General features: G+C 35.7%; 22 protein-coding genes and 13 pseudogenes. 13 read left to right on the top strand and 22 right to left on the bottom strand.

Annotation, left to right across the window (positions count from 1 at the left end; translation table 11 throughout):
- Positions 1-563: 563 nt before the first annotated feature.
- From AC0OMU_RS10125 to AC0OMU_RS10115, 3 genes and pseudogenes are all read right to left on the bottom strand, one after another.
- On the bottom strand, positions 564-1,088 hold the full coding sequence (locus AC0OMU_RS10125; RefSeq protein ID WP_045206853.1) for an NAD(P)H-dependent oxidoreductase: 525 nt from the start codon (positions 1,086-1,088) through the stop codon (positions 564-566).
- 198 nt (positions 1,089-1,286) lie between these two features.
- A complete protein-coding gene (locus tag AC0OMU_RS10120) occupies positions 1,287-1,400 on the bottom strand; it encodes a phosphatase (protein WP_415749606.1) in 114 nt (37 codons plus the stop codon).
- Positions 1,363-1,768: pseudogene (locus AC0OMU_RS10115) on the bottom strand (tetratricopeptide repeat protein); the annotation flags it as partial. The gene AC0OMU_RS10120 and the pseudogene AC0OMU_RS10115, both read right to left, overlap by 38 nt.
- Before the next feature lie 461 nt (positions 1,769-2,229).
- Here AC0OMU_RS10115 and AC0OMU_RS10110 point away from each other — a divergent pair.
- Positions 2,230-2,718, top strand: coding sequence for a DinB family protein (locus AC0OMU_RS10110; RefSeq protein ID WP_047182138.1), 489 nt, complete (start codon positions 2,230-2,232; stop codon positions 2,716-2,718).
- A gap of 305 nt (positions 2,719-3,023) precedes the next feature.
- On the opposite strand, the pseudogene AC0OMU_RS10105 reads toward AC0OMU_RS10110, so the two are convergent.
- Positions 3,024-3,203 (bottom strand): annotated as a pseudogene (locus tag AC0OMU_RS10105) (cystatin-like fold lipoprotein); the annotation flags it as partial.
- 840 nt (positions 3,204-4,043) lie between these two features.
- On the opposite strand from AC0OMU_RS10105, the gene AC0OMU_RS10100 reads away from it, so the two are divergent.
- On the top strand, positions 4,044-4,688 hold the full coding sequence (locus AC0OMU_RS10100) for a LysE family translocator (protein ID WP_474241143.1): 645 nt from the start codon (positions 4,044-4,046) through the stop codon (positions 4,686-4,688).
- Positions 4,689-5,414: 726 nt separating this feature from the next.
- On the opposite strand, the gene AC0OMU_RS10095 is transcribed toward AC0OMU_RS10100, so the two are convergent.
- From AC0OMU_RS10095 to AC0OMU_RS10085, 3 genes are all read right to left on the bottom strand, one after another.
- Positions 5,415-5,804, bottom strand: coding sequence for a tautomerase family protein (locus AC0OMU_RS10095; protein WP_474241142.1), 390 nt, complete (start codon positions 5,802-5,804; stop codon positions 5,415-5,417).
- 37 nt (positions 5,805-5,841) lie between these two features.
- Entirely contained in the window at positions 5,842-6,741 is a 900-nt protein-coding gene (locus AC0OMU_RS10090; RefSeq protein WP_327844472.1) for a DMT family transporter, read from the bottom strand.
- A gap of 68 nt (positions 6,742-6,809) precedes the next feature.
- Positions 6,810-7,667, bottom strand: a complete 858-nt coding sequence (locus AC0OMU_RS10085) for an alpha/beta fold hydrolase (protein ID WP_474241141.1) — start codon at positions 7,665-7,667, stop codon at positions 6,810-6,812.
- Between the two features lie 209 nt (positions 7,668-7,876).
- Between AC0OMU_RS10085 and AC0OMU_RS10080 the strand changes: the two genes are divergently transcribed.
- Positions 7,877-8,758: a LysR family transcriptional regulator gene (locus AC0OMU_RS10080; RefSeq protein ID WP_474241140.1), complete on the top strand. Its 882-nt coding sequence runs from the start codon at positions 7,877-7,879 to the stop codon at positions 8,756-8,758.
- Positions 8,759-8,850: 92 nt separating this feature from the next.
- Positions 8,851-9,890: pseudogene (locus AC0OMU_RS10075) on the top strand (nitronate monooxygenase).
- Here AC0OMU_RS10075 and AC0OMU_RS10070 read toward each other — a convergent pair.
- A pseudogene (locus tag AC0OMU_RS10070) lies at positions 9,886-10,464 on the bottom strand (LysR family transcriptional regulator); the annotation flags it as partial. The pseudogenes AC0OMU_RS10075 and AC0OMU_RS10070 overlap by 5 nt on opposite strands.
- A gap of 166 nt (positions 10,465-10,630) precedes the next feature.
- Here AC0OMU_RS10070 and fumC point away from each other — a divergent pair.
- From fumC to AC0OMU_RS10055, 3 genes and pseudogenes are all read left to right on the top strand, one after another.
- Positions 10,631-12,019, top strand: coding sequence for a class II fumarate hydratase (gene fumC, locus AC0OMU_RS10065; protein ID WP_474241139.1), 1,389 nt, complete (start codon positions 10,631-10,633; stop codon positions 12,017-12,019).
- Between the two features lie 111 nt (positions 12,020-12,130).
- Positions 12,131-12,309 (top strand): annotated as a pseudogene (locus AC0OMU_RS10060) (hypothetical protein).
- A pseudogene (locus tag AC0OMU_RS10055) lies at positions 12,267-12,464 on the top strand (recombinase family protein); the annotation flags it as partial. The pseudogenes AC0OMU_RS10060 and AC0OMU_RS10055, both read left to right, overlap by 43 nt.
- Here the strand turns inward: AC0OMU_RS10055 and AC0OMU_RS10050 are convergent.
- The 6 genes and pseudogenes from AC0OMU_RS10050 to AC0OMU_RS10025 all read right to left on the bottom strand — a co-directional run bounded on the left by AC0OMU_RS10050 (position 12,430) and on the right by AC0OMU_RS10025 (position 16,490).
- Positions 12,430-12,546, bottom strand: coding sequence for a hypothetical protein (locus AC0OMU_RS10050; protein ID WP_251247783.1), 117 nt, complete (start codon positions 12,544-12,546; stop codon positions 12,430-12,432). The pseudogene AC0OMU_RS10055 and the gene AC0OMU_RS10050 sit on opposite strands and share 35 nt — an antisense overlap.
- Positions 12,546-12,944: pseudogene (locus tag AC0OMU_RS10045) on the bottom strand (sigma-70 family RNA polymerase sigma factor); the annotation flags it as partial. The pseudogene AC0OMU_RS10045 and the gene AC0OMU_RS10050, both read right to left, overlap by 1 nt.
- Positions 12,945-13,062: 118 nt before the next feature.
- Positions 13,063-14,184, bottom strand: a complete 1,122-nt coding sequence (locus tag AC0OMU_RS10040) for a hypothetical protein (RefSeq protein WP_474241138.1) — start codon at positions 14,182-14,184, stop codon at positions 13,063-13,065.
- Positions 14,185-14,188: 4 nt separating this feature from the next.
- On the bottom strand, positions 14,189-15,157 hold the full coding sequence (locus AC0OMU_RS10035; protein ID WP_032722194.1) for a PD-(D/E)XK nuclease domain-containing protein: 969 nt from the start codon (positions 15,155-15,157) through the stop codon (positions 14,189-14,191).
- A 1-nt stretch (position 15,158) separates the two neighbouring features.
- Complete coding sequence (locus AC0OMU_RS10030; RefSeq protein ID WP_032722192.1) at positions 15,159-15,827, bottom strand: hypothetical protein; 669 nt, start codon at positions 15,825-15,827, stop codon at positions 15,159-15,161.
- 126 nt (positions 15,828-15,953) lie between these two features.
- Positions 15,954-16,490, bottom strand: coding sequence for an ImmA/IrrE family metallo-endopeptidase (locus AC0OMU_RS10025; RefSeq protein ID WP_474241137.1), 537 nt, complete (start codon positions 16,488-16,490; stop codon positions 15,954-15,956).
- Positions 16,491-16,719: 229 nt separating this feature from the next.
- On the opposite strand from AC0OMU_RS10025, the gene AC0OMU_RS10020 reads away from it, so the two are divergent.
- Entirely contained in the window at positions 16,720-17,256 is a 537-nt protein-coding gene (locus AC0OMU_RS10020; RefSeq protein WP_474241136.1) for an ATP-binding protein, read from the top strand.
- Positions 17,257-17,435: 179 nt separating this feature from the next.
- Here AC0OMU_RS10020 and AC0OMU_RS10015 read toward each other — a convergent pair whose 3' ends face one another.
- Both AC0OMU_RS10015 and AC0OMU_RS10010 read right to left on the bottom strand, forming a co-directional pair.
- A complete protein-coding gene (locus tag AC0OMU_RS10015) occupies positions 17,436-17,999 on the bottom strand; it encodes a PadR family transcriptional regulator (protein WP_474241135.1) in 564 nt (187 codons plus the stop codon).
- Positions 17,996-18,838 (bottom strand): sialate O-acetylesterase, encoded by an 843-nt coding sequence (locus AC0OMU_RS10010; protein WP_474241134.1) that lies wholly within the window; start codon positions 18,836-18,838, stop codon positions 17,996-17,998. The genes AC0OMU_RS10015 and AC0OMU_RS10010 overlap by 4 nt, the downstream gene beginning before the upstream one ends.
- Before the next feature lie 229 nt (positions 18,839-19,067).
- Here AC0OMU_RS10010 and AC0OMU_RS10005 point away from each other — a divergent pair.
- The 4 genes and pseudogenes from AC0OMU_RS10005 to AC0OMU_RS09990 form a co-directional block, all read left to right on the top strand.
- Positions 19,068-19,271: pseudogene (locus AC0OMU_RS10005) on the top strand (phage portal protein); the annotation flags it as partial.
- A gap of 45 nt (positions 19,272-19,316) precedes the next feature.
- Positions 19,317-19,746: pseudogene (locus tag AC0OMU_RS10000) on the top strand (phage holin family protein).
- A 44-nt stretch (positions 19,747-19,790) separates the two neighbouring features.
- Positions 19,791-20,619 (top strand): annotated as a pseudogene (locus AC0OMU_RS09995) (peptidoglycan recognition protein family protein).
- Positions 20,620-20,737: 118 nt separating this feature from the next.
- On the top strand, positions 20,738-21,154 hold the full coding sequence (locus AC0OMU_RS09990) for a hypothetical protein (protein WP_015483456.1): 417 nt from the start codon (positions 20,738-20,740) through the stop codon (positions 21,152-21,154).
- A 152-nt stretch (positions 21,155-21,306) separates the two neighbouring features.
- On the opposite strand, the pseudogene AC0OMU_RS09985 reads toward AC0OMU_RS09990, so the two are convergent.
- The 5 genes and pseudogenes from AC0OMU_RS09985 to AC0OMU_RS09965 form a co-directional block, all read right to left on the bottom strand.
- Positions 21,307-21,641 (bottom strand): annotated as a pseudogene (locus tag AC0OMU_RS09985) (tRNA-Val4).
- 72 nt (positions 21,642-21,713) lie between these two features.
- Positions 21,714-22,153 (bottom strand): annotated as a pseudogene (locus AC0OMU_RS09980) (SMI1/KNR4 family protein).
- A 12-nt stretch (positions 22,154-22,165) separates the two neighbouring features.
- On the bottom strand, positions 22,166-22,369 hold the full coding sequence (locus AC0OMU_RS09975; RefSeq protein ID WP_474241191.1) for an HNH endonuclease: 204 nt from the start codon (positions 22,367-22,369) through the stop codon (positions 22,166-22,168).
- Positions 22,354-22,471, bottom strand: a pseudogene (locus AC0OMU_RS09970) (EVE domain-containing protein); the annotation flags it as partial. The gene AC0OMU_RS09975 and the pseudogene AC0OMU_RS09970, both read right to left, overlap by 16 nt.
- Positions 22,472-22,997: 526 nt before the next feature.
- Positions 22,998-23,744, bottom strand: coding sequence for an SDR family NAD(P)-dependent oxidoreductase (locus AC0OMU_RS09965; RefSeq protein WP_010334554.1), 747 nt, complete (start codon positions 23,742-23,744; stop codon positions 22,998-23,000).
- 168 nt (positions 23,745-23,912) lie between these two features.
- Here AC0OMU_RS09965 and AC0OMU_RS09960 point away from each other — a divergent pair, with 168 nt between their 5' ends.
- The gene (locus tag AC0OMU_RS09960; protein WP_474241133.1) at positions 23,913-24,269 is read left to right on the top strand and encodes a winged helix-turn-helix transcriptional regulator; all 357 of its coding nucleotides are present in this window, start codon (positions 23,913-23,915) and stop codon (positions 24,267-24,269) included.
- 369 nt (positions 24,270-24,638) lie between these two features.
- Here the strand turns inward: AC0OMU_RS09960 and AC0OMU_RS09955 are convergent, their stop codons facing one another.
- Entirely contained in the window at positions 24,639-25,196 is a 558-nt protein-coding gene (locus AC0OMU_RS09955) for a GNAT family N-acetyltransferase (protein ID WP_015384145.1), read from the bottom strand.
- Between the last annotated feature and the right edge of the window lie 432 nt (positions 25,197-25,628).

The raw sequence follows: 25,628 nt of genomic DNA, 5'->3' as shown, positions 1-25,628 counted from the left end.
ATATATTAAATAAGTACATCTTTTACAATGTGACAAAATATTCATATATTTGTCATAAAATAAGGTTGAATTACAAAAAACATGAAGTATTTGTCGTAATTTGTAAATGATAAATAGTCCTTTATTGTTTAAATCTGTTCGAAACCGGGCATCAACATCATCAATCTAGAAACATTTGATCACTCTGATGCAAAAACAAAAAAAGATACCAATATAGTTTGGTATCTTCTTTGAGAGTTCGAGTCCCTCAACCTAGTAAAAACATATCATGAGTTACAAAAGCTTTTATTCAAAGCGTCTGTTTATTTTATTTATACTTATTTTCATCATTTTTCATGAATTCTGGGCAGAAATTGGGCACCTATTAGAGACCAAGGAACTCTACATTTCATCAAGAAATATGTACTCATTGCCCTGCTGTAATTAGTTTTAAGCCCTCGCTCTATGCCCCCCCTGCATTCATTATTCGATGTAACTTTGGAAATAACGTTTGATTAAAATCTATCGCAAACCCTTATTTTCACAACACATAATTTGTTTCAGCTTCCCTCGCGAATATCGGTTCAATGCTCAGCTTTAAGATAGTCAACCAATTTCTCCGCACTGTTCTTAACATCTTCTTTTGAAAGGTGAAGTGTCCCATATTGTGTAAACGCAGGAAGAAAACGCATTCCTATATAGTTAGCAGTGACTTGAAACGGTCTGATAAGCTCGCTGATCGTGATATTATATTCTCCGCCTGCTTGATAATCAGATTCCTGTGCGCCTAAGGAGATAGCTAAGAGTAGTTCTTTTCCATGCAATTTAGTTCCTCCAGTTCCATAAGCCCAGCCATGTGTTAACACATCATCTTCCCATTGTTTGAGTAACGCGGGACTGCTATACCAATACATTGGGAACTGAAAAACGATACGCTCATGATCTAACAGGAGCTGCTGCTCTTTTTCTACATCAATGATAAAATTAGGGTATTCACCGTACAGGTCATGAACCGTAATGTCATTCTCTTGCTTTAAACGATTCATCCAGGTTTTGTTGACAACAGACGTTTCCAAATTAGGGTGTATAACGATAACTAATGTTTTCATTTGACTGATTATCCTTTCTTCGCCGAGTAGTTATTATTGCTTTTACGATAATGAATTGATTCTAATTTTAAAATAGTAACTTTATTTACACCTATTTTATCCCTTTTCATGAATTCAGGGCAACTAATTGGGCACCGATTACATTTATAGTCCAAAAAAGCTTAACCTTTTAATAAAGATTAAGCCTTTTTAGTACCCTCATGCGCCTACCCTATCTGCAGCCACTTTGACTTCTGTACTAAGATTACTTTGCAAATAAGTTATTGAAAAAACACTACTTAAAATGACTGCTGCCAATAGAACCAGGCTGATTTTCAAATCAATAATCTCCCCTTTTTTTAATTTTTCGTCTTGCTTCAATACTCATGCGATAATATTCATTAGAGAGCATTAAATTTCCTTGTTTATGATAATAATCAGCGACTTCAATCGAAAAATTTTCAACATCAGCAAACATCTTCCTCGAACCCAAATATGAAAATGCATTCTCTATTAATTGAGTCTCTCCATGAGAAAAAAATAATCCCTCTAATATTTTGAATTTCGCTGAGTATTCCTTATCATCACTTTTATCGGCAATAAATCGGCCTTTCCTAAAGTTATGTCAAAGCAACATCATAATTTGGTTGTTTTGCTTCAACGTAAGTTAAAGTGAATAAAGTCTTTGTTAGGAAACTATAATCTCTGCTTGCTTCTTGAACATTATTTATTGATGTATACCATTCATTTACTTTTTCGTGACTATGCCGTACGGAATTTTATCTTTATCTAAGAAAACACCCCGCAAGAAAATTCCCATCCTTACATAAATTATTTGAATATTTACATTAATTGTATTATGTACGAACACCCTTTACTTTACAAAGATGAAGTTGCAAAAAGATACATTATATCTACTCCTTTGCGGTTTTTTTGAGGTTATACCAATACTTTTGCGACTTGACGCCACATCACGGCAGCAATCCTTTCATAGACACAAAAAAAGAGAAGTAAATACATGAGTTACTCCTCATTGTGGAGTATGGAAGGTAATCAGATGGTTCATCTCGAAATTGTAAGTTATGCCAAAACAACACTCCGCAAATGAATATTGACCGAAGGGATTATCTATTAAAAGGGATAAGATTGGAGCGAATAGAAAATGGATGTAAGGACACTTTTGTTACAACAATGGGCAAGCTGCTTAGATAAAGAAGACTGGTTTCCACCACTTGAAAAAGTATTAGAGAATATTTCTTTGGAACAGGCAATTTGGAAACCAGTTGAGGAGGCACATTCCATTTGGGAATTAGTTTGTCATTTACTTTTCTATGAAAAGAGAATTCTGTTACGCTTTCTTGGTGAAACAGCAAATGAACCAAAGGCAGAAAATAATGACGCTACATATCGATTACCAACTGAGACCTTTCAAAATTGGAAGCAAACAAAACAAGAATACTTTTCTGTTCATCGTGAACTTGAAAAAATACTAGCAAAATCAGAACTAGAAGATTTATATAGACCGATTCCTGCTGACAATCCATTAGTGCTTGAACTGAAGAGTTTAGCAATTCACAACGCATATCATATTGGGCAAATTGTATTCCTCAGTAAAATGCAAGGAGCCTGGGCAAGGAAACGCAGCTTTTAAAAAAGCCTCATTAGCTCTACAGTTATTCCATTATCAGCGAGTTTGTTGATATTGTTCGTTCAATTGGGTAAAGATCACAGAGGGCATTGATCCAAAAAGGATTAAAGCCCCTCTATTTGTTTAAGTTTCTTTGAGCCCTAAAGGATCTGCATTCTAAAAACACATTAAAGCTGAACTAACGCCTTTTGCGCTTTCCCTTCGAAGCTGAGAAGTAAACACATGGTTAATACTCCTCTAACTTAGTTTCTTTACCTGTTGCTTCTTCATAGTCTGCTGTTATAAGCCGAGTCGATCATTTTCATCGTTCATTGGCATACCTCCATCTCTCGATACTTTTCGCCGACTTTCTCATTAATAGGATACGATGTCAGTTCACGAAAAGCATCTTTCAGAGGATAAAACACAAATTGAATATATTTGGCTCCGACATAAACTCTAACAAGTGCATTGTCTCGTTTATATATGAGGTCACTGTCATCTAGTTTTTCTTTATATTGATTACATCATCTAGACAATTTAAAAATAAGCATAAAAAAATACCAAAGGTCAACTACCCTTGGTATTATTGAGATGCGGTCGAGAGGACTTGAACCTCCACGGGTTATTCACCCACTAGGCCCTCAACATAGTAATTCCATATCATTGGTTATGAAAGCTTGTTTTCATTATACTCATTATATTCACCTTTCACTATTTCTATATGTTAATTATGGTTAAAAAATGGTGAGGCCAAAACAATAAAGTTCGAGTTCCTCAACCTAGTAAAAACATATCATGAGTTACAAAAGCTTTTATTCAAAGCATCTGTTTATTTTATTTATACTTATTTTCATCATTTTTCATGAATTCTGGGCACAAATTGGGCACCTATTAGAGACAAAGGAACTCTACATTTTATTAAGAGGTATGTCACTTATTGTCCTGTCGTAATAAAACTCCTCCAAATCTCATTGATATTGTTCCCATTCTTGCTGTGTATACAGGTATCTATCCGCATCAACTTCCTTCCAACTGGAATATTCTATTTAGGGGTATTCAGGCCTCGGGGTTTGCTAATGTTTTTTAACAGCATCAATAACTTTTATTTGTCTAGTTTAAATCCTATTCCCATTGCAATTTCTTTTCTTCATTGCCCAATAATTATACATAGATAAAATTCGCATCTTTAATAACACAAAACCGTTGACCTTATTCTACTATAAAGTTTATAATTATGCATGAATATCTTTTTTTATTCAAAAGCGCGCTAATATAACAATAAATAAAGTTAATATCCCTTAATTAATTTTTTATTATGATAATATCTATTTTTTTCGGAGGTTATTATGTTTGATTTTATGAATTTAGATTTTACTAATTTTACAGCTTTTTTATTTGCTACACTGGTAATATCACTTGTTCCAGGACCAGATGTAGCATTTGTAGTGAGCCGTAGTATTGCTGGAGGTAAAAAGGTCGGAATTGCGACAGCATTTGGGATGCAATTAGGGATTATGTTCCACATTCTTCTTGCAGCATTCGGACTATCAGCTATCTTGATGACTTCTGCACTTGCTTTTCAAATCGTAAAGTATATTGGTGCTGCGTATCTAATTTATTTAGGAATACAAACTATCCGAGATAAAGAAGGAATAAACATTAATATTCATCAAAATCAGGGTGGAATGTGGAAAGCTTTTTGGCAAGGAGCTATAACCGATGTTTTCAATCCGAAAGTTGCTTTATTTTTCCTTACTTTTCTACCACAATTTATTAGTCCCGACAAAGGAAACACTTTTTTCCAATTCATATTTCTAGGTGTTATTTTTGGATTGCTTGGTTTAATAATTGACGTTTGCTATTCAATTATTGCAGATTCAATTAGAAGTGTTTTATCGAAAAATAAAACTGTAATGCAATGGCAGAAAAGGGTTAGTGGATTTACTCTAATTGGTTTAGGAACATGGTTAGCTTTTGAAAAGAGAGGTTAATCATTAACGATCAGCTGCTAGTAGAAAAAATTGATTTTATGATTAAAAGCTTCCTTTAATTATTCCATTAAAGGAAGCTTTTCTTTAGTAAGAAAGCGTCTCTATGATATGTCCCTACACATAAAGGGATTAGATTTTGTTATGGTGAAAAATTGTGAGCTCTTCACTTAAAATAACGGGTGCTTTAGTTGAATAAGAATTAAACAACTTATTATCATTTTTGAATGTAAACATATTTATATGAATCGAAATTAATCAATTTAAGGAGCCTTATTACAATAAAATGTAGCAAGGCTCGTATCTTTTAAAACAAACTTAAATAACTATTATCACTAAACAAGAATGACGAAAAAATTAGATGACTTAGTTTAAGTTAGTGGACACTTTTGGGCACAAAACTCATTTTCTTCAAGAACATAAAAAACACCAAGGGCGTTAAAACCCTTGGTATCATTGATGCGGCCGAGAGGACTTGAACCTCCACGGGTTATTCAAAAAGCGAAAGCTTATTATCAGTTACAAAAGCCCGGCATTTCAAGCTTTCAAGATCATTCATTACACCTATTTGAATTATTTTATAATGATTTTGGGCACAAAATGGGCACTGTTTTAAATTAAGATTAATCATTTGTACACCAATACAATCTCTCTGGCGAATATTTTTCATCATCACTTGAACTTTTGTCCCAAGGGCTCCATATAAAAAGCCTTACTAAATGGATTCACCTACAATTTACCGGTTAAAAATTGTGCCTCACCAAGTCCAAAACTCCAGTCAGCATTATCATTTTCAACAAGAGATACAATTAAATCAGTTGATGCGATACCACACTCGGATTCCAGTCTTTCGGCTAACAGACTGTAGAATTTTTGTTTCTTCTCTTCCGGTCGGGATTTACTTGTAACAGAAAGAACAACAAGATTTTTGGTTCGGTTAAAACCTAAGCCTGTATCCTCAATAATCATATGATTTTCTGGATGTTCATGAAAAATTTGATAACGGTCCTGTTGAGGCACATCAAAAGCCTCTACTACAACATTGTGAGCGACATCTAAAAGTTTTTTCAAACTTGATTTATCTCGCCCTTCTATTAAGTCAAAACGAAATAATGGCATAAAATTTCCTCCTTCTCAGGTTTATATTTCACAGTTGTTAACTCTGAATTTTTAATACATCTAACTTCTTTGGCTTTCTATTCACAAAATAAATACTCATAGTAACCATAATTATGCCCACCAGAATATTTAAAGTAATTGGTTCATTTAAAAAAAGTGCTCCAATAATTAATGCAACGATTGGTATAACAAACATGTAAGATGCTACTTTACTCGCCTCTCCATGTCTAACTAACGTGAAGTAAATTAACCACCCCAAGGCAATGACTAGAATACCACCAAATAATAAGCCAAACATATAGGAAAAATTCAATTGAATATCTCTCCAATTTTCTATAGAAGCGCCAATAGCCGTTAGTATAATACCTCCAATGATAAACTGAACAATGATCATACTTAATACGTCTACCCTCTGTTCTATTTTTTTAGCGTAGACTGTGCCAATCGCCCAACTTACTGCGGTACCCACGGCAAGTAAAACCCCCACAATTGAAATATCCCCTAAAAAGCTTCCTTCGCTAATCACCAATTCACCTATAATGCCCAAAATCAAACCAATGAGCTTGAATTTTGTCATTTTCTCTTGAAGCCATATCCAAGCCATAATTCCAACTAATACTGGCTGAAGGAAAACAATAACCGAAAATAAACCAGAAGGTAAATAATTTAGTCCAATTGTTTGGAGTCCGTAATAAAGAATAACATTAAATATAGTGGATATTGAATATATGCCCCAATTCTCTCTCAGATTCAAATTTCTCAGTTTCGGCAAAAAAATAATCATTAGAATTATTCCCCCCAGAAAAGTTCTCATGCCTGAGAACAGAAAAGGAGGTGTATACTCTAAAGCAATCTTTGTAACGGGCCAATTCAAACTCCAAATAATAACAAGGGAAATAATAAGAATAAATCCTTGTTTCGGTGATACAGCCTTCAACCGTCTCTCTCCTTATAAAAATTAAATGTCTTTTACAAAAAATTTATCCTTGAACCGTGACCACGAATTTATATAACATTCATTTTTTCCATGAAGTTCAAAATCAATTTTCCGATTTCATCCGCATGTGTTTCCAATGCAAAATGTCCAGAGTCTAATAAATGAATCTCGGAATCGGGCAAATCTTTTTTAAAGGCTAAAGCACCTTGAGGAATAAACGAAACATCATTTTTGCCCCATACTGCCAATAAAGGTGGTTGATATTCGCGTAAATATTGTTGAAATGCCGGATAAAGCTTCACGTTATTTTTATAATCGAAAATTAAATCTAATTGTTTTTCGTCAATTCCCGGTCGAGACATATATGCAATATCAAGAGTATATCCATCTGGCGATACTTGATTATTTTGTGTCCCATCAAGATACTGATTTTTAATTGTTTTCGGTGCAAATGCTGTACGGTAGCTATCCCTTTTTTCTGGTGTAGGATTTTCCCAATAATCTTCCCGCTCAGCCCATTTTTCACCCAAACCTTCACGATAGACGTTCCCATTTTGACTAATTATTGCCGTGACGCGTTCCGGGTGTTTCATAGCTAAACGAAAGCCAATGGGCGCGCCATAATCAAAGACATAAAGGGCATATTTCTTTAGACTAAGTCTATCAACGAAAGCTGCAACAATTTCAGTGATGTGATCAAATGTATATTCAAACTTTTCTCTATCGGGTGAGGCCGTGTTACCAAAACCCGGGTAATCAGGCGCAATTACATAATAGTCATTTTCTAGAATGGGTATCAGTTCACGGAACATATGACTTGATGTTGGAAAACCATGAAGCAATAAAATGACTGGTTTTTCAGGATCTCCAGCCTTACGATAAAATACATTTATACCCTCTATTTCAACAAAATGATATGTTGTCATTTATATCCCTCCTGTCCAATTTTCCTTGTATTAGGGTGTGTCATGTCGATTTTTTTACTCTTGAATGGAATGACCCTTATCTGTATGACTCACTCAGGAAATCATTTATTCTTTCTATGCTTTAGTTTACATGAAGTTCTCCTATCATATATAATTCAAAATTAAGATGTGAGACATCTCAAAATCAGATATCAACTATGGAGGACTACATGAATATTCAATTGTTACAGGTTTTTCTCACTACTGCTCGTGAAGGCAGTATTTCTAAGGCAGCTCAGACTTTAAATTATGCTCAATCGAACGTAACGAATAAGATACAACAACTAGAAACAGATTTACAGACAACATTATTCTACCGCCATAGTAGAGGAATCACACTTACTCCCTCTGGGCAAATTCTTGTTTCTTACTCAGAAAAAATTCTACATACGATTGAAGAAGCTAGAGCAGCCATGAGCGAATCATCCGCGCCTTCTGGGCCACTGCGTATAGGATCAATGGAAACAACAGCTGCAGTTTGGCTTCCTCAACTCCTTGCACATTATAATAACCTCTATCCAAATGTTGATTTAAATCTAGTAACCGGTCCTACGGAACAACAAATACAAGCTGTTTTACACTATGAGTTAAACGGTGCTTTTATTTCAGGACCTATTGAACATCCTGATTTAGTTCAAGAAAAGGTATTGGAAGAAGAACTGGTTCTTGTTACAAGTGCTTCACACCCTGATATTTCTTCCATCCATGATGTTCAAACACAAACAATGTTGGTATTCCGTGAAGGGTGCTCTTACAGAGCAAAGCTCAATAATATCCTGCAACAAGAAGGTTTATTACCTGTAAAATTAATGGAATTTGGCATACTTGAAGCAATTATTGGCTGTGTTAGCGCCGGTTTGGGTATTTCACTCCTGCCTCGTTCAATTATTGCCGCGCATGAAAAACAAGGCCGCATCCGCAGCCATACTATTTCTGACAAATATTCTTTAGTAACAACCATGTTTATTAGGCGAAAAGACACTTTAATTACACCTGCTTTATCTGCTTTTTTAACGAATATGAGGGATAATTTTCAGAAAAACATTAGTTGACAAAAAGAAGGAAAACTATATATTTAAGCGAATACGATTCTTTGCAAATGACACTTTTTTCAAAATTCATGTCTTAACAGGGGGGATTCGGTATGAATGAATTTATGAAGATATTTTCCTTAACAAAACCAATTATTCAAGCTCCAATGGCTGGCGGTATCACAAAGCCGCAACTGGCCTCTGCAGTTTCGAATCAAGGTGCTCTGGGCAGTTTAGCATCGGGATATCTTACGCCAGAACTACTGGAAAAAAAAAGAAATGTTTGAGCTGACAGACGCTCCTTTTCAAATTAATGTGTTTGTTCCATTAGGTCTAGGAGATGCCATCAGAAGATCAAATTGACTCGTGGAAAGAAAACATACCGTTAGCAAATCAAGTAAATCAATTTACATCTGTGCAAGAAGAGTGGGACGACTTCTATCAAAAAATTGATATTATTTTAAGATACAAGGTAAAGGCTTGCTCATTCACTTTTGATCTGCCGCCTGAAGATGCAGTAAAGGAACTAAAAACCGCTGGATGCTGTTTAATTGGAACCGCTTCAACAGTAGAAGAAGCATTGTTAATGGAAGAACGGGGAATGGATATAGTAGTCCTTCAAGGAAGTGAAGCAGGTGGACATCGTGGAGCGTTCTTACCTTCCAAAGGTGAATCTGCCATAGGTTTAATGGCTCTGATTCCACAAGCAGCAGATGCATTGAGTGTGCCTGTCATAGCTGCTGGGGGAATTATAGACCATAGAGGAGTAAAAGCAGCTTTAACCCTTGGAGCCCAAGGCGTTCAAATTGGGTCTGCCTTTTTAATTTGTCACGAAAGTAACGCACATCCAGTGCATAAACAGAAAATACGAGAAGCAAACGAAGCAGATACAAAGCTTACGACATTATTTTCAGGTAAAGAGGCCAGAGGAATCGTAAATAAATGGATGGAAGAAAAAGAACAGTTTGAAACACAAACCCTTCCGTACCCTTATCAAAATACACTAACGAAGGCAATGAGACAGAAGGCTTCACTTCAAAATAACCATGATCAGATGTCTTTGTGGGCAGGTCAAGGGATAAGGTCATTGACTGAGGAAATTTCGGTTAAGCAGCTTTTAAATAAGCTTTGCCAAGAGGATATAAAAATATAACAAAAGGCTCATTAGCAATTTCGTTTAAGGTAATATCCTTACGGGCAGCTAACACATGATTTTTGGGCAAAAATAAAAAGAGCTCCTCCTTCCATAAGGGTTTCCACATTATATTTGATTCGACTGGAAAAGAAGCAAGTAGGCAGAGATCTAGTTCACCTGATTTTAGTTTATCTAAAAGCTGATTAGAGTGAGACTGGTTTAGTTGGAAATGAACATTTGGGTATTGATCTTTAAATGCTCCAATTAAGTTTGGAACGATAGTCGTACCCAGAGTGTGTAAGAAGCCTAAAGACACTTCACCTTGATCCGGTTTTAAAAGAGTTTGAATTTCTTCCTTTCCTTCTGTATATTCTCGAATCATGGAATCAACCCTTTTGAGGAATATTTCCCCATATTTATTTAATTTAATGGATCGGCCTTGTCTATCAAAAAGCGGAACACCTAAGTGATTTTCTAATCTAACAATAGACCGAGAAAGTGCTGGCTGTGTTATTGATAACGTTTCAGCAGCTTTGGTTACATGCTGTATACGAGCAAGAGTTTGAAAGTACTCTAATTGTTCCCATTCCATAAAAAAACCTCTCTTCTTATAAATCATTACATAAAGGAATTGAAATCATATTTATTATGCATTATACATCATGATTTATTAGTGTTAAGCTAAATTTAGCGGCAAAATATATAAATTTTTATATTAATTTTAAACTATTTTCATGTTCAGAAGGAGGACTATTTTAATGAACTATCGAATTGAAAAAGATACTTTTGGAGAAATAAAGGTGCCTGCTGATAAGTTTTGGGGAGCGCAAACACAACGTAGTAAAGAGAACTTCAAGATAGGTTCTGAAAAAATGCCAAAACGTATTGTTAAAGCTTTTGCTATATTGAAGCGCAGTACAGCTATTGCTAATAATCGTTTAGGGAATTTGGATAGTGAAAAAACAGAGGTTATTACCGCAGTTTGTGATGAAATTCTTGAAGGTAAATATGATGACAATTTTCCACTCGTTGTTTGGCAGACGGGAAGCGGTACACAAAGCAATATGAATGTTAACGAAGTTATAGCAAACCTTGCAACATCTTTATTAAAAGAGAAAGGCTCTATCCAAACCATACATCCAAATGATGATGTGAACCGCAGTCAAAGTTCAAATGACACTTTCTCAACAGCGATGCATGTTGCAGGTGTATTAGCTATCTATGAACAATTAGTTACTGCACTGGATCAACTTCGGAATACATTAGATGAAAAAGCAAAAAAATTCAATGACATTGTAAAAATAGGTCGTACACATCTTCAAGATGCTACACCTCTTACCCTTGGACAAGAAATTAGCGGTTGGGTATATATGATTGATCGTTCGAAAGAAATGATATTGGAATCAACTGATAAGATGCGTGAACTTGCTATCGGGGGTACGGCTGTAGGGACAGGCATTAATGCACATCCGCATTTTGGAGAAGTTGTCTCAGAGGAGATCTCAAAGTTTACAGGCCAACAGTTTAAAAGTTCACCTAATAAGTTTCATGCCTTAACTAGTCATGATGAAATAACGTATGTACATGGTGCTATGAAAGCATTAGCAGCTGACTTAATGAAAATTGCGAATGATGTTAGATGGCTTGCAAGCGGTCCTCGCTGTGGTATCGGGGAAATTTCAATCCCGGAAAATGAGCCAGGTAGCTCCATTATGCCCGGTAAAGTTAACCCTACTCAATGTGAAGCTCTTACCATGATTGCGGCTCAAGTTATGGGGAATGATGCAACTATTGGTTTTGCTTCAAGTCAGGGTAACTTTGAACTAAATGTATTTAAACCAGTTATTATCTATAACTTCCTTCAATCCGTGCAGTTATTGAGTGATGGAATAAAATCTTTCCATGATCATTGTGCGGTTGGTATTGAACCTAATAAGAAAACCATTAAAGAAAATCTTTTCGGATCTTTGATGCTTGTTACAGCATTGAATCCTTATATCGGATATGAAAATGCTGCAAAAATTGCTAAGTTTGCTTATAAAGAAGGCTTGACGTTAAAAGAGGCTGCTGTGCAACTTAAATTGCTAACGGAAGAAGAATTTGATGAGATGGTTAAACCAGAAGATATGGTGAAACCAAACATTTAAATCTTTTAAGTGAAAACTAGTTACTGATCTGTAACTAGTTTTTTCTTTTTTTACACTCATTGAAAATCGCCTCATTAGGACAAACACTTATTACATAGCAGGATGCATTTAATGAAGGTAATAATCATCGAGGGACCGCAAGCTGACAAATGCATTAACGATTGCTATCATTATTTAATAAAACTTTATAGGAAGGAGATCCAGGGTGATAGCAATATATGTAAGGGTATCGACCGAGGAACAAGCGATCAAGGGATCGAGCATCGACAGCCAGATCGAGGCTTGCATAAAGAAAGCAGGGACTAAGGATGTGCTGAAGTATGCCGATGAAGGATTTTCTGGGGAGCTTTTAGAACGTCCGGCTTTGAATCGCTTGAGGGAGGACGCAAGCAAGGGACTTATAAGTCAAGTTATCTGCTACAATCCTGACCGTCTTTCTCGGAGAGCTTATCAGCGATGAAAAAAATGATTTTCATAACTCTTTCAAATAGAGAAAGCCGGAATATGAGATCCGGCCTCTTCTGCATTATTTCCCCTTCGCCTTCTTCCGCTTTTCCTTCTCTGCCCGATAAAACTCATGAAACATCTTCATCAGCGCCCGCTTTTCAATCCGCGATACATAGCTGCGTGAGATACCGAGTTCTTTGGCAATCTCTCGCTGCGTTTTTTCCTTCTTCAAATCAAGTCCAAACCGCCCGACAATCACTTCCTTCTCACGGTCATCTAAAATGTCAATGTATTGTTTCACTTTTTCAAGCTCCATATTGAGCTGGATCGTATCAATCACATCTTCGTTTTCTGATTTCAATACGTCGATCAGGCTTATTTCATTCCCTTCTTTGTCCTGCCCGATCGGATCGTGAAGGGAGACGTCTTTTTTTGTTTTTTTCAATGCGCGCAAATGCATGAGGATTTCATTATCAATTACATTAGGGGGGGGCATGAGTGTCCTAGAGGCTGTTAATTAAAGAAAATGAGAATATCAGTTCGATTATGAATAATTTTTAAAACCATATTAATTACAATATGGCTTTAAAAATTATTCATTCACTTTCTTTAGAAGCAGCAGTTTCATCAGCAAGTTCAAGCAGTCCACTTAATTCAGGTGTTTCTTCCTTCTGCTGGCGAAGTAACTTTCTATATATTTTATAAAATTCGTTTTGGAAATCAAAGATTATAGTATTCTGTCTTTCCTTTTTCAAAGTTTTTTTATTTTCTTTTATGCCATTTTCAACTTCTTCATATTCTCCTGAACTAATGATTTTAGCTTCAAATCTAGCTGGTCTTGATTTGAATTCAATAGAAAAATCAATATATTCCGGTGTGATTTTATTATCATATCGTAAACTAGCCATTGTAAAGTGGAAATCCTTTTTTGTTATATTTTCCACGAATTGATTTTCGATTAAATTTTCACCATCTAATAGAGCGGAATTTATTCCTTGGAGTAAGTCTTGCTCTAATTTTTGGATGCTCTTTATATTTTTTGTATGTCTATTAACCTTAAGTTTAAGTATCTTTTTCAATTCCCATTCAGAATTCTTGGATTCAAAATACTGTTTAAACAAGGCTATTTTATTATTACTGGAAAGTTTATTTAATTCAATATCAGACAGAGAAAATTGCATATCAGGGTTTTTATTTTGAAGTAGTGTTAAAATTTCATTTACTTTTTTATGATCATTAGCGCTTTCTAGATTAAAATCCAGACTAGAAAATGTTTTGTGATTATTTATTTTCACGGATATTTGTCTTTCTGTTTCATCTAGAAGACTCATCATTCCTGGCTTAGATTCTATATAGTTTATTTGAAATTCCCAAGCATCATCTGACTTATCGATTAATGTTACTTTGGTATTATCTGAACCAATTTTATTACCAGAGATTACTGATAGGCTTTCTTTTAAATCATCTACTTTTTCTTTTGGGATATAGTAACGGCTAGATTTAATATAATTAATTTCACCATCTAATCTTTGTTTTAAATCTAGATAAGTAGATCGAGAAAAGTAAAAGTTCATTCCAGCTTTTGCAAAGTCATCTTTAGAGACTGCACTAACTAAAATTCCTCTTTCTCTTAAAAATTCAAATACATCTGTCCAATTCATGTAATTTTGCATTGCCCTTTTTAAACTCAGTTTAGTAGGATATCTTTTAAGTTGCATTTAATTACTCCTCATACGTGAAGTTTTCTGGTACTTCTTTGAATTCGACTAAATAGTCAATTTCAATTTTAAGATGGGATTGACTTTCAACAAGACTTTCTTGTTTTTCTGTTATAAACTGTTGAATTTGAGCTCTATAGGCTGGTTTATTCCCATGGATATGTATTACAAGCCGATCTGCATCCTCAAATTGATAACGAGTTATACAATTATCCATAAATTCCAATTCGTCCATAGTTGGTTCAGCAAAGAAAAAGATATGATTAACATCTTCTGTTCTGGTGCCACGGTGCACTACCACTGATTGTTCTCCTTTTGCAAAAATATAATCAGAAAACATATGACTAAGGTTAAGTTGTTTTTGTCTTCTTGTCGTGGCTTTTCCACCGCTAAAATAATCACTTGGATAAAAGAAATTAAAATCAGTATAATTCTTTTTAATATCCTCAATTTTTTGTATTATCGAACACCATCTTAAAATTTCTTTATTAGAAGCGATGTATATATTTAAAGGTTTTTTTCTTTTCTTAATTTTTAAATTACGTACATATTCTTTAAACTTATCTGCATCATATTTATTAGTTTCATTACACCATACCATCAATAAACCATCGTTTATAACTGAACATTTTAGATCCTGTATTAATGGAGAACTAGTTCTCGCGCATTCAACTGTATTAGAAATTTGAGTGACGAATTCTTGTAGTGTAGATGTTGTAATTCCTGCCCAATTTCTATTTTTTGATTCCACTAATACTGTGTTTTCTTCAATTTTATAGGGATCGAAATAAGAGAGTAATAAATCAATTCCATGTGGATTTTTTCTTTTTTCTCCGCTTTTTCCATGTGTAGATTTTTGTGTACATGGAATATCGATATTAGAATCTCCTTTTTGTCTCCAACCAAGCCTACGTAAAATATTTTTTGTTTGATTTGTCCAGCGTTCACCTTGGATTTGTTGTTCTTCTGACATTTTAAGCACCCTCAATTAGATTTAAAATTTTTTCCTCCAGATTATCGAATACTACTTTACTAAAACTTTCATATTTTAACTCTATATGCCCTAGCTCTATTGATACTGAAAGATCACATATATCATCTTGATAAAATATCTTTAGTCTCATAAAGACAGGGGGATAATTTAAATCTTGAATAATTTTAAGTGCATCAAAGTTATTTTCAAATTCTAAAGTCATAGCTTTAAGTAAAGTGTTGAGCAACTTAACATTTGAAAATTTCACTTCATTAATAACGATGTCTAAATCACTAAACTTAGTATATATATCATATAGAGAAAATTCCCAAGGCTTAGGTGTGTACTTAAGTTTTTCATTTAAAATTTTTTCTGCACTGAGACACACTGTTTTTTCTCCGTAGATTATAAGGTAATTCATTTTTGTGGAAATAAACACCTGAGCAGAATACATTCTGGAAAATTTCTTTGTTACCAAGCACTCGCTACTATCGTCATATATTAATTCATAAGAGTCAAATGATTTAACAAAAGTGCACCTAATAAACTCTGAGGAAAATTCGAGGTCTTTAAACTCGTTAAGTTTATTCGATGAGTTTTTTTGAAATTTGAGTATAGTTAAAAAGCTTTTAATTGAAACCTCATCAATGTGTTTGAAAATAAACAGCATTTTTCATTCCCTTTCTTAGAAAACATTTTTTGTGGTTATAATTTTCTAAGAGACATAGGTATATAATATCTCAAAAAAACCATTTAATGTTTGTTTTCGACAAAAAAAGACAATAAGTTACAACGATTAAATGATTCTAGAAGTACTAAAGATAGGAGACATTGATTTCCCATTAATGGATGAATTAAATAAATTTTGAGTCAGCTTCCTGTAATAAATGCTCAAACGTTTCTTAGCGAATGAAGGGGATACCTTAAATAGCCAAGCTACATTTTCAATTGCATGTGATTGTATGTACGGAAGATTGATATTACGCAACATGAAAGTTGGAATGCAAAAGTGATATGTAAAATAATTCGACTGCCACTCCAAATAATCAGTCCAAGTTGCAGGCATTGTTTTTTTATCGCCTTCATGTCTATATATATGGCAAAATTCATGAGCAAAATCATACCATTGATCAACTCGGCTTTTTCGGCTGTCCAAGCATATGTTATAAATTCCGCTGTGTTTAAGTGCGAAGCTTGTAACAGGTTTAAACGAAAGTCTGATATCTAATGACTCAGCAATCCGTTCAAAATTAATTTGTTCAGGTTCTGTAATATCAATCTTTCTGTATAAGTTTTCAATCCAATCCTCTAAATGACTGTTTGTATACCTCAAGATAAAAAACCTCCTTAAAGACGACAATCTAAAAATTGGATTCGTTTAAATATTATAGGGAAATCAAGACTTTTTTCATAGGAAAATGCGTCTAATGAGATGGAATATGAATAACACGCATCTGGATTTCTCTAGAAAAGTAAAGGTCTTTAGGGATTTATGTCAAAATAATAGTAGGTACCTTATGCAACAAACAGCGAGTTTGGTTGCTTAATAAGGAGGGGGAAGTATGAAAAAAAATATTCACATATTGGGAGCCTCTGGTGTCGGAACGTCAACATTGGGTGCTGCATTATCAAAGCGTTTGCCTCATACGCATCTTGATACTGATAATTACTATTGGTTAGATAAATTCACTAAAAAAAGAGAAATTCCTGAAAGAAGAAAGTTGCTTGAAAAAGACTTAACAATAAATGAGAAATGGATTCTTTCTGGTGCAGTGTGTGGCTGGGGCGATAATCTAAAAAGTTATTTTGACCTTGTCGTCTTCTTATGGATTCCACAAGAAATACGGCTTGAGAGATTAAGGCATAGGGAATTTCAGCGTTATGGAAATGAAGTGTTAGCCGGTGGCAGTAAATATGAACAATCAAAAGCATTTTTAGAGTGGGCTTCTTTATATGACACTGCTGGAATGGAAGTTAGAAGTAAAGCATTACACGAACATTGGATGGCAGATTTATCTTGTCCAGTGTTAAAAATTGAAGGCGATTGCTCAGTCAGCGAAAGAGTTCACCGCGTCTTGGATTATTTGAATTCTAATTAAACTAACGGCTAGCGATTGAAAAAGAAGAACACGCAGCTGATTCACTTGCTTTTGTTGGGGGCAAGTGTTGACAACCCTCTTACTGGTTTAAATAAAGAAGGAGTATAAAACCTGTATCAAACATGTTACTAGATATCTACGACACAGGTTTTATATTTAGGTAACTAATGTTCTTAAATTTAACTTTTCATTTTTTTATTTTGCAATAGTTGAGTTGATTCTATTTCTGTTTTCAATTTTTCAAACCACTCTAAATTAACCAAATGATGTGAACGGGAATTTTCGTTCATACGGCGAAAGTAATCGATTGTGCCGGGAATTTCTTGAGTGATGGACAGGTATTCATCAAGGAGCTCGATTCGAGTTTTAGTCTGATCGATTTGTGATTGGATCAGATCCAGTAATTTATTTTTGTCGAATTCATCGGCAAAGAGTAACGCCCCATAAAATTGCAGGTTCACATATTCCGATTTGGTGCCGTATTTGATCATTAATTTTTCGAATTCTGCCCTTCCCGAATCTGTGACTTTGTAGTTACGGATTTCACGCCCGCTGGTTGAGGGTTTTTGCTGAATCTGTTCAATAAAGCACTTTTCTTGAAGTTGCTGAAGATTGTAATAAAATGAACCTTTCGTGAAGTTAACAATGTATTTGTAATGACGCTTTTCCATTAAGGCCAGAAGTTCATAGCCGTGAGCTCCGGGGTTTTGGATTAGCAAGCCAAGGATAAGTAAGGGAATCATGGTTTCATCACCTTCGCCATCCGCGCCTCAAATTCCGCGTACGTAATTTTACCCAAAGCCAAATCCATACTATGAAGGTAAATCTGTTCTGTTTTAGAATAGTCACCATTCACTTTCAGCGATTGCTCCTCTCCCGAAATGGGTTTCAGGATATGGTGCTTTTTCGAAAAAGCCTCGAAATAGCGGTAACCGAATTTGCGTTGTGAAGCTGCGTCTAAATGAATGCCATCAGGATTCGCAGCCAAACCTGCTGCAGTAACAAAATAACAATTCTGTTGTTCATTAGCAAAACGCAGCAATTGTTCATTAACCTGTCGAAATTCAGTCGCGTGCTGTCCAAAACCGGTCTTTCCAAGAAAGTCACCAAGCCCTCCAATAATCAACGGTACCTCATCAAGTTCCAACTCGTTTCTTAGCGTCTCGATGATAAGGGTTAATTTCTCGTAATAAGTTTCATGTAGCGAACGATAACTGTCACTCTCACCTTGGTGCCAAAGGATTCCACAAATTTGACTGGACCGGAGGGCGAAGCGGGCTTCGGACAAAGCATGCTGAAAAAGGATGCCTTCCGGATGCCAGTCATTCAATGAACTGCCACCTTCCGCACAAGGGATCAAGCCAATTTCTTCATCGGGATGAGCTTTCGACCATGCATCTGCAAAAGATGCCGCCAGGCCAACGCCGGAAACCGGACGGTCGTAATTAATCGGCTCTGTCATCATCTGCCACTGTCCATTGCACAGCATTTTTATTTTTTCATTATAGATCGGGTCTACTTCATTCAAAAATCCACGGCCCGCCATATTCGACTGCCCCAACATTAAAAAAGACTTTATCATCTCATTTTTCACTTCTTTACATTAATATTTTAGTCTAATTAGACTGGTCAATTCAGTTTGTCTTGTAAAGTTTTTAACAAGGTTTTATTTTTTTATTAGTATGTATGAACAACAAACTAACATTGAAAATTTGGTGGATGTATTTGAGAAATAGCAAGTTCTTTTGCTTTTTCTTATCCAACTATCGGGGGCTTTCGTTCAATAACGATCTTCCACAATCGGGCAAGTGAAATTGAAGTTCTGGGGTAAATCATTATCGGGAACAAAAAGAGCCCTTAGAGGACAGAAAGTGGATGACGGAACATTTGCCATTAGCACAAAAGGGAAATCTGAAGCCTGGTCTTTTGATATTACCGGCTTTAAAGAAATCGTTAGGGAGCTTACAGCTTTAACAAATGGAAACTTTTCAGTTAGAGGGACGGCCGTCTCATAAGATCCGGCTGTCCTTTTTTAATTGCCTCGGAGGAGGTGACTAGAAATGGAGGAGACAAGTTTGTTTATCAATTTTGAAACATTAGATTTTGCAAGAGTATATTTATTTGGAGGGGTGAAGTACCTTGATTTACTTCTAGTTCTTAGCATAATTGACGTTTTAACAGGAGTAATTAAGGCATGGAAATTCAAGAAACTGCGAAGCCGAAGCGCATGGTTTGGCTATGTCCGCAAGCTACTCAATACTCAATTTCTTTGCGGTCATTTTAGCAAACGTTATTGATACAGTACTCAATTTGAACGGTGTCTTAACCTTTGGTACCGTTCTTTTTTATATTGCTAATGAAGGCTTATCAATAACTGAAAATTTAGCACAGATCGGTGTTAAAATCCCTACAACGATAACAGATCGATTACAAACAATTGAGAACGAAAAAGAACAGAGTAAGAATAACGCAGACAAAGCTGCTGGCTAAGCCAGTGGCTTTTTTTATTACACAGACAGAAGGAGAGAGGATATATGGCCATTAAAGTTGTAAAGAATCTAGTCTCTAAATCAAAGTATGGATTGAAATGTCCTAACCCTATGAAAGCTGATATATCACTATTCACAACACTGCAAATGATGCTTCAGCAGCCAATGAAATTTCATATATGAAGAATAACTCTAGCTCAACAGCTTTCACTTTGCAGTAGACGATAAACAAGTCATTCAAGGAATTCCAACTAATCGAAATGCATGGCACACAGGAGATGGAACAAACGGTACAGGGAATCGTAAGTCGATTGGTGTCGAAATTTGTTATAGCAAGTCAGGAGGGTCACGATATAAGGCAGCGGAAAAGCTCGCTATTAAGTTTGTGGTACAGCTGCTTAAAGAACGAGGATGGGGTGTTGATCGTGTCCGCAAACATCAAGACTGGAATGGTAAGTATTGCCCGCACCGCATTTTGTCAGAGGGAAGATGGGACGAGGTTAAGGCTGCCATTGAAAAAGAATTGAAGGCGCTAGGTGGGAAAACAAGCACAAGTAAAACAAGCACAGCCAAAAAGAAAACAACAAGCTCAAACAGTAAAAAATCGTCCTACCAGCTCCCGCCCGGTATTTTCAAAGTGAAGAGCCCAATGATGAGAGGGGAAAAGGTAACTCAGATTCAGAAAGCTCTAGCGGCTCTTTATTTCTACCCGGATAAAGGAGCGAAAAATAACGGCATTGATGGCGTTTATGGTCCGAAAACAGCAAATGCAGTCAAGCGATTCCAGTCAGTGAATGGTCTGACTGCTGATGGCATTTATGGTCCTAAGACAAAAGCGAAAATTGAAGAGAAATTGAAGGATAACAGAAATTGAAAATACCCTTTATAATCCTATTGTGTCAAATTTATGAAGTTTAATCCGGGTGGGAGGATTTGTTAAATGAAGAGAAGTATTATTACAGTGACTTAAATTTAAAAGGGGGAAATGTGAAATGAAAAAGTCGTTAGTATCAATGTTTTTTGTTCTGATTTTAATGTTTACTGCTATGGGAAGTGCTTCAGCCTATGAATTTAAAGGTATGCTGCCTCTTAATGACAAGGTAAGTGGATCTTTTGCTGATGCTGCTGCTGCTAAAGAAGGGCATGAGTGGCAATTCCATCCAGGATCAGCTACAAAAGTAAAGTTTTATTTGTCCAAAGATAGTACAACAACTCCGTTAAAAGTTAGTATTTACAAAACGGATGTAAATGGTGGTGGGACAACTTTTGTGAATTCTTATGATTCCTCAGAATTATCGAAACATACTATTGCAGTCAGTAAAAGCTATACTTATAGCATAAGGGTTGCTGGATATAGTACTGCAAAAACTGGCGGATCATACACATTAGAAAGTTCTGTAATTCAGTGAACAAAAGGGAGCGATGGCTCCCTTTTAAAGTTACTACATTAGGGTAAACAGCAGGAACAATGATTCCTCGTTTGCTATTGTTCTCGTCAAGAATGTACCAACCGCCTCGATATGTAAAACCCTTCTTTATGTAAGAAGGGTTTTAATTTTATTCAACCTTTAAATATATCTGGAATCTTATCTCGCCATATTAATAGCAATTCTTAAATTGATCGGTTTCAATTGAGTTTTCATAGGGCTCTTCTATCCTAAAAGAGTTTTCAACAATTGTCACATCTTTCTTGATGAGAACACTTGTAGCATTTAACTCAATCTCAAAATCTTCATATATCCCTTCTGAAACCTTCTCAATGTAATCTATATACTCGTTGGCTTGTTCTTCTGTAGCGATGTTTTCAATGAAATCAGAGAAAATACTGATTTCTTCTGGCAATACTGTTCCTAAATCACCAAATGGATCTTCTTTAAATTTGTATGAATATTTCATATGTTATTTTTTTTATAACGGATAGCAGTTAACGCTTTCTCATCAAAAAGAAAGGGGAAAGGTCTTATCCGTTTATTCCTCGTATAGTTTATTAACCAACTCTGTAAATGAATCACATATATGACTCAAAGCTTTATCAGGATCTTCATATGCAATCTCGTGATCCCAGAAAACTACGGACGGATTCTCTTTGTTCAGACGATAATCGAAGCAGATTTCGTTACCAAAAGGATCACATGCAAAAGGAACTATCCCAGGAAGCATCCTTCCATCCTGGTAATCTTCAAAGACCTCTAAAATAAAACTTGAACTATCTTCAGTTAAACCATGTAATCGATTAAAAACCTCGCCTTTTGTATTTTCAAAGTCAAATATCTTTTTACTTGGGCGCGCCCCATTGTTGTTTAATATAGTTGTAATATAGTCGTTTGGAAACTTAATATCTAATGCCTTTTCGACTTTTTTAACAGTTGTTTCCCCAATTGGCTCTTCGCAAATCTCCACTCTGTCATATTGACCAACTCCTATCTGTTCTTACTTCCTCCACCCCAAAGGTGTCGGCCTCCTGTATGGCCTGTTTTCCGATGCACCTTTTGGTCAACTAATTGCATCCTCCCTGGATCTTGGTGATGGTGCCAAGTATAACCGTCTGGTGTTTCACCTGCTTTTATCATTTCGATTTGAAGGTCATTGAATTGATTTTTAAGTAAAGGATCTTTAAAATTCATCTTGGGGGAGTAATAAATAATCCAATCACCAGTATTCATCTTTTTTAAAGGTGCCTCTTTGCCATGACAAAGTTGAGCAAAACCACCTTGGACAGCTCTCATTACATGATCTCGAGAAGCAACCCCAATCCAGTATCTTTTATCTTGCACTAAGTCAACACCCACAATTATCAGGTATGTTATTGCCTTGATCTGAGTTCGTGATAGGAAAGTTCATTTCTTTCCATGCTGCAATACCACCGGTCAATTCTTTGACTTTATATCCATGTTCTAATAAAAACTTAGCAACTTTGGCAGCTGTATTGCACCAGACATCCCAACAGTTAGAAGTTCAATTGAATCACATTAAAAAGACGATCAGATTTTTTAAAATGACATTTACTACAACAGAAAATTGTATTGTTGTAAAGCACCCGTTACTTTAAGTACATTATTCACAAAGTAATCTTTTTTACAGGTCATTTAGTGGTAGCCCCAGGAAAATGCGAATTTACAACGTTAATCAAATTCAAACATAAAAAAGTCGAATTCCCTGTCCTTTAAGGAAAACGACTTTTTTATACGACTTCTTCAAGTAAATCCCCATTAACCTTTTTTGGGGACTATTTGTAATCTCTGCGCAGTGAAATTATACCTGTGCTAGCCCGCCATCTACGAACAATTCAACACCCGTCAAGTAACTGCTTTCGTCTGAAGCAAGGAAAGATACAGCGTTTGCTACTTCTTCAGGGGTCCCAACTTTTCCAGCTGGAACAGTATTTCTGGTATTTTCCATTGCTCCTTCAAGTGCATCACCAAAAAGCTCATCGTATGCAGGTGTAAGAATAACTCCTGGACTAACCACATTTACACGGATTTCAGTACCTTTTAGGTCAAGAATCCAGTTGCGAACTAGTGCTCTTAAAGCTGCTTTAGATGCTCCATATACACTAAACGCTGGGTTGCCAATTGATCCAGCAGTAGAGCCTGTTACAATAATAGAACCTACTTTGTCCGGGAATAGTGATAACGCTTTTTGAACAGTAAAGATGGTTCCTTTAACGTTAATGTCGAACGTTCTATCAACCTGCTCTTCAGTAATTTCACCTAATGGAAGGAAGTTGCCGATGCCTGCATTAGCAAAAAGAATGTCCAACTTACCTTTTTCCTGCTTTATAATGTCATATAGTTTGTCTAAGTCTTCAAGCTTAGAAATATCACCTTGAACACCGGTTACGTTCTTGCCAATTTGGTTAACAGCTTTATCAAGTTCGTTTTGTCTACGTCCTGTGATATAAACATATGCACCTTCGTTTACAAACTTTTGTGCTGTAGCAAGACCAATCCCACTTGTTCCACCCGTTACAAGCGCTATTTTACCTTCAAATTTACCCATACTTAACACTCCTTTAGAATTAATATTATTTTATGTCTAGTACCTTTAAGTACTTGAAGAACAACTTACAAGATATAGTATCCTTCAGTAAGCACATTATCGGAAGTACCCACTTTTTTGTGATATAGTAACTAAAAAGTAATAAATGTGGAATGGAGAGCTTTAGACATGAAAAAATTTAGCTGTGGGTTTGAAGTGACAAAGGAAGTTATTGGCGGAAAATGGAAAGGCCTTGTATTATACTTTTTAATGAATGGACCAAAGAGAACGAGTGAATTAAAGCGCATTATCCCAAATATAACTCAGAAAATGCTGATTCAAACACTTAGAGAGCTTGAAGCTAGTGGACTTGTGAGCAGAAAGATGTATAATCAAGTACCGCCGAAGGTTGAATATTCATCCACTGAACTTGGAGAATCTCTTAAACCTATCTTGCAGGAGCTCTGTCAATGGGGAAGCCATTATGCGGAGCAAGAGTATGCAGAAGGTGAATATGAAATTGTACAACCAGAACAAGTTTATTAAAGATAATATAATTTCATAGAGATCTAAAGGTATTAGTCATCTTAATCAATACCTTCATAATAAGGTTTAGGAATACTTGAACGCACTATCAGATATAATATACATAATGTAATACAGCTTTACCTAAAACACGAAGGACTACTTTAGATTAGATGAATCTTATTATTATTTTAACTTACTTAATTACTATAGTATTTGTAGTTTGGTATCTGATATATTTTCTAAAATTACAAAAAGAGAAAAGTGGGCGTGGTATATGTCAGAAAAGAAACCGATGATTCAAAGGGGGACTGACCCCTGTTTTTGAGACAGGGATCAAAACACTTTTTAAACATCAACTCTCTGCGGCATCTCGCCGTGTTCAATTGTTTAGTCCTTTTTTTTCATAATCTTTACAAATCTGAAAAAGTCATCATCATTCGGCAGGGGCTTGTCATCTTCGCGTCCATTGCGATGCATATGCGGATCAGAGTGATGTTCATTGTAGAACTCTACGATATGAAATCCACACTTATTCACATAGAAGTTGATATTTCGCTTTTCGAAATAAGGTGTCACGGTTTCCCAAAGCACAGTATCCGGATACTGTGCTTCAATGGCTTTCCAAGCAGAAAGACCAATCCCTTGGCTGTGATATTCTGGAGATACATAGAATAAATCTAGCGAATTATGATGTGTTTCGCTGTTGATACGTACTACTGCACCACCGACATTCTTACCATCCTGAAGAATATGATATACCACTGCTCCGGGAGCATTGAAAGACTCCTGAACATCATTGTCCGATGGAATCGGCCCATCTTCGCAATCACCGAACGCTTCAATCACGGCGATCGCAAAGGCTTCTTGTAATTTTTTTTGGAATTCTGGCAGATCAGATTCCTTTGCTAGTTCCAGAATAACTTTTGGTTCCTTTTTTGTTTTCATGATTGTTCACTCCCTCAGTTGCTGAAATATCGAGTTCAGTCGTTCAGTAAAACATTCGAGCTGCTCTGCGAGGCCTTTTCACAAAAAAGTGATTCCATCGCTCTTTCTTCCGCGGTAAATTTGGCGTTAAAATACTTCAAAAGCTTTCTCCTGTCTTTTTGTATGATTCTTTTTCTTTGTTTCATTGGAAAACAAGCTGCATGTAACCCTAATTTACTATCGTTCACTACCGTATTAAGTGTCGTATGCGGGATTTGTCATCATTCTCGAATTTTTTCTGCGAAAAGTTACAAAAATAGTCGAAAGCGCCTTTGACTATGAACATGCGTAAAAGATTCAATTTAGATTCGATCATGAGCAATGCACATTGAGTAAACTCTGGTGGATTTATTAGCCCAAAGAAGCCTAAATGATATAAAAATAACTAGTCCA

The organism is Bacillus sp. FAU18, from assembly GCF_056033885.1.
Note: the sequence above shows the minus strand (reverse complement) of the source record. Positions and strands in the feature narration are given on the sequence as shown.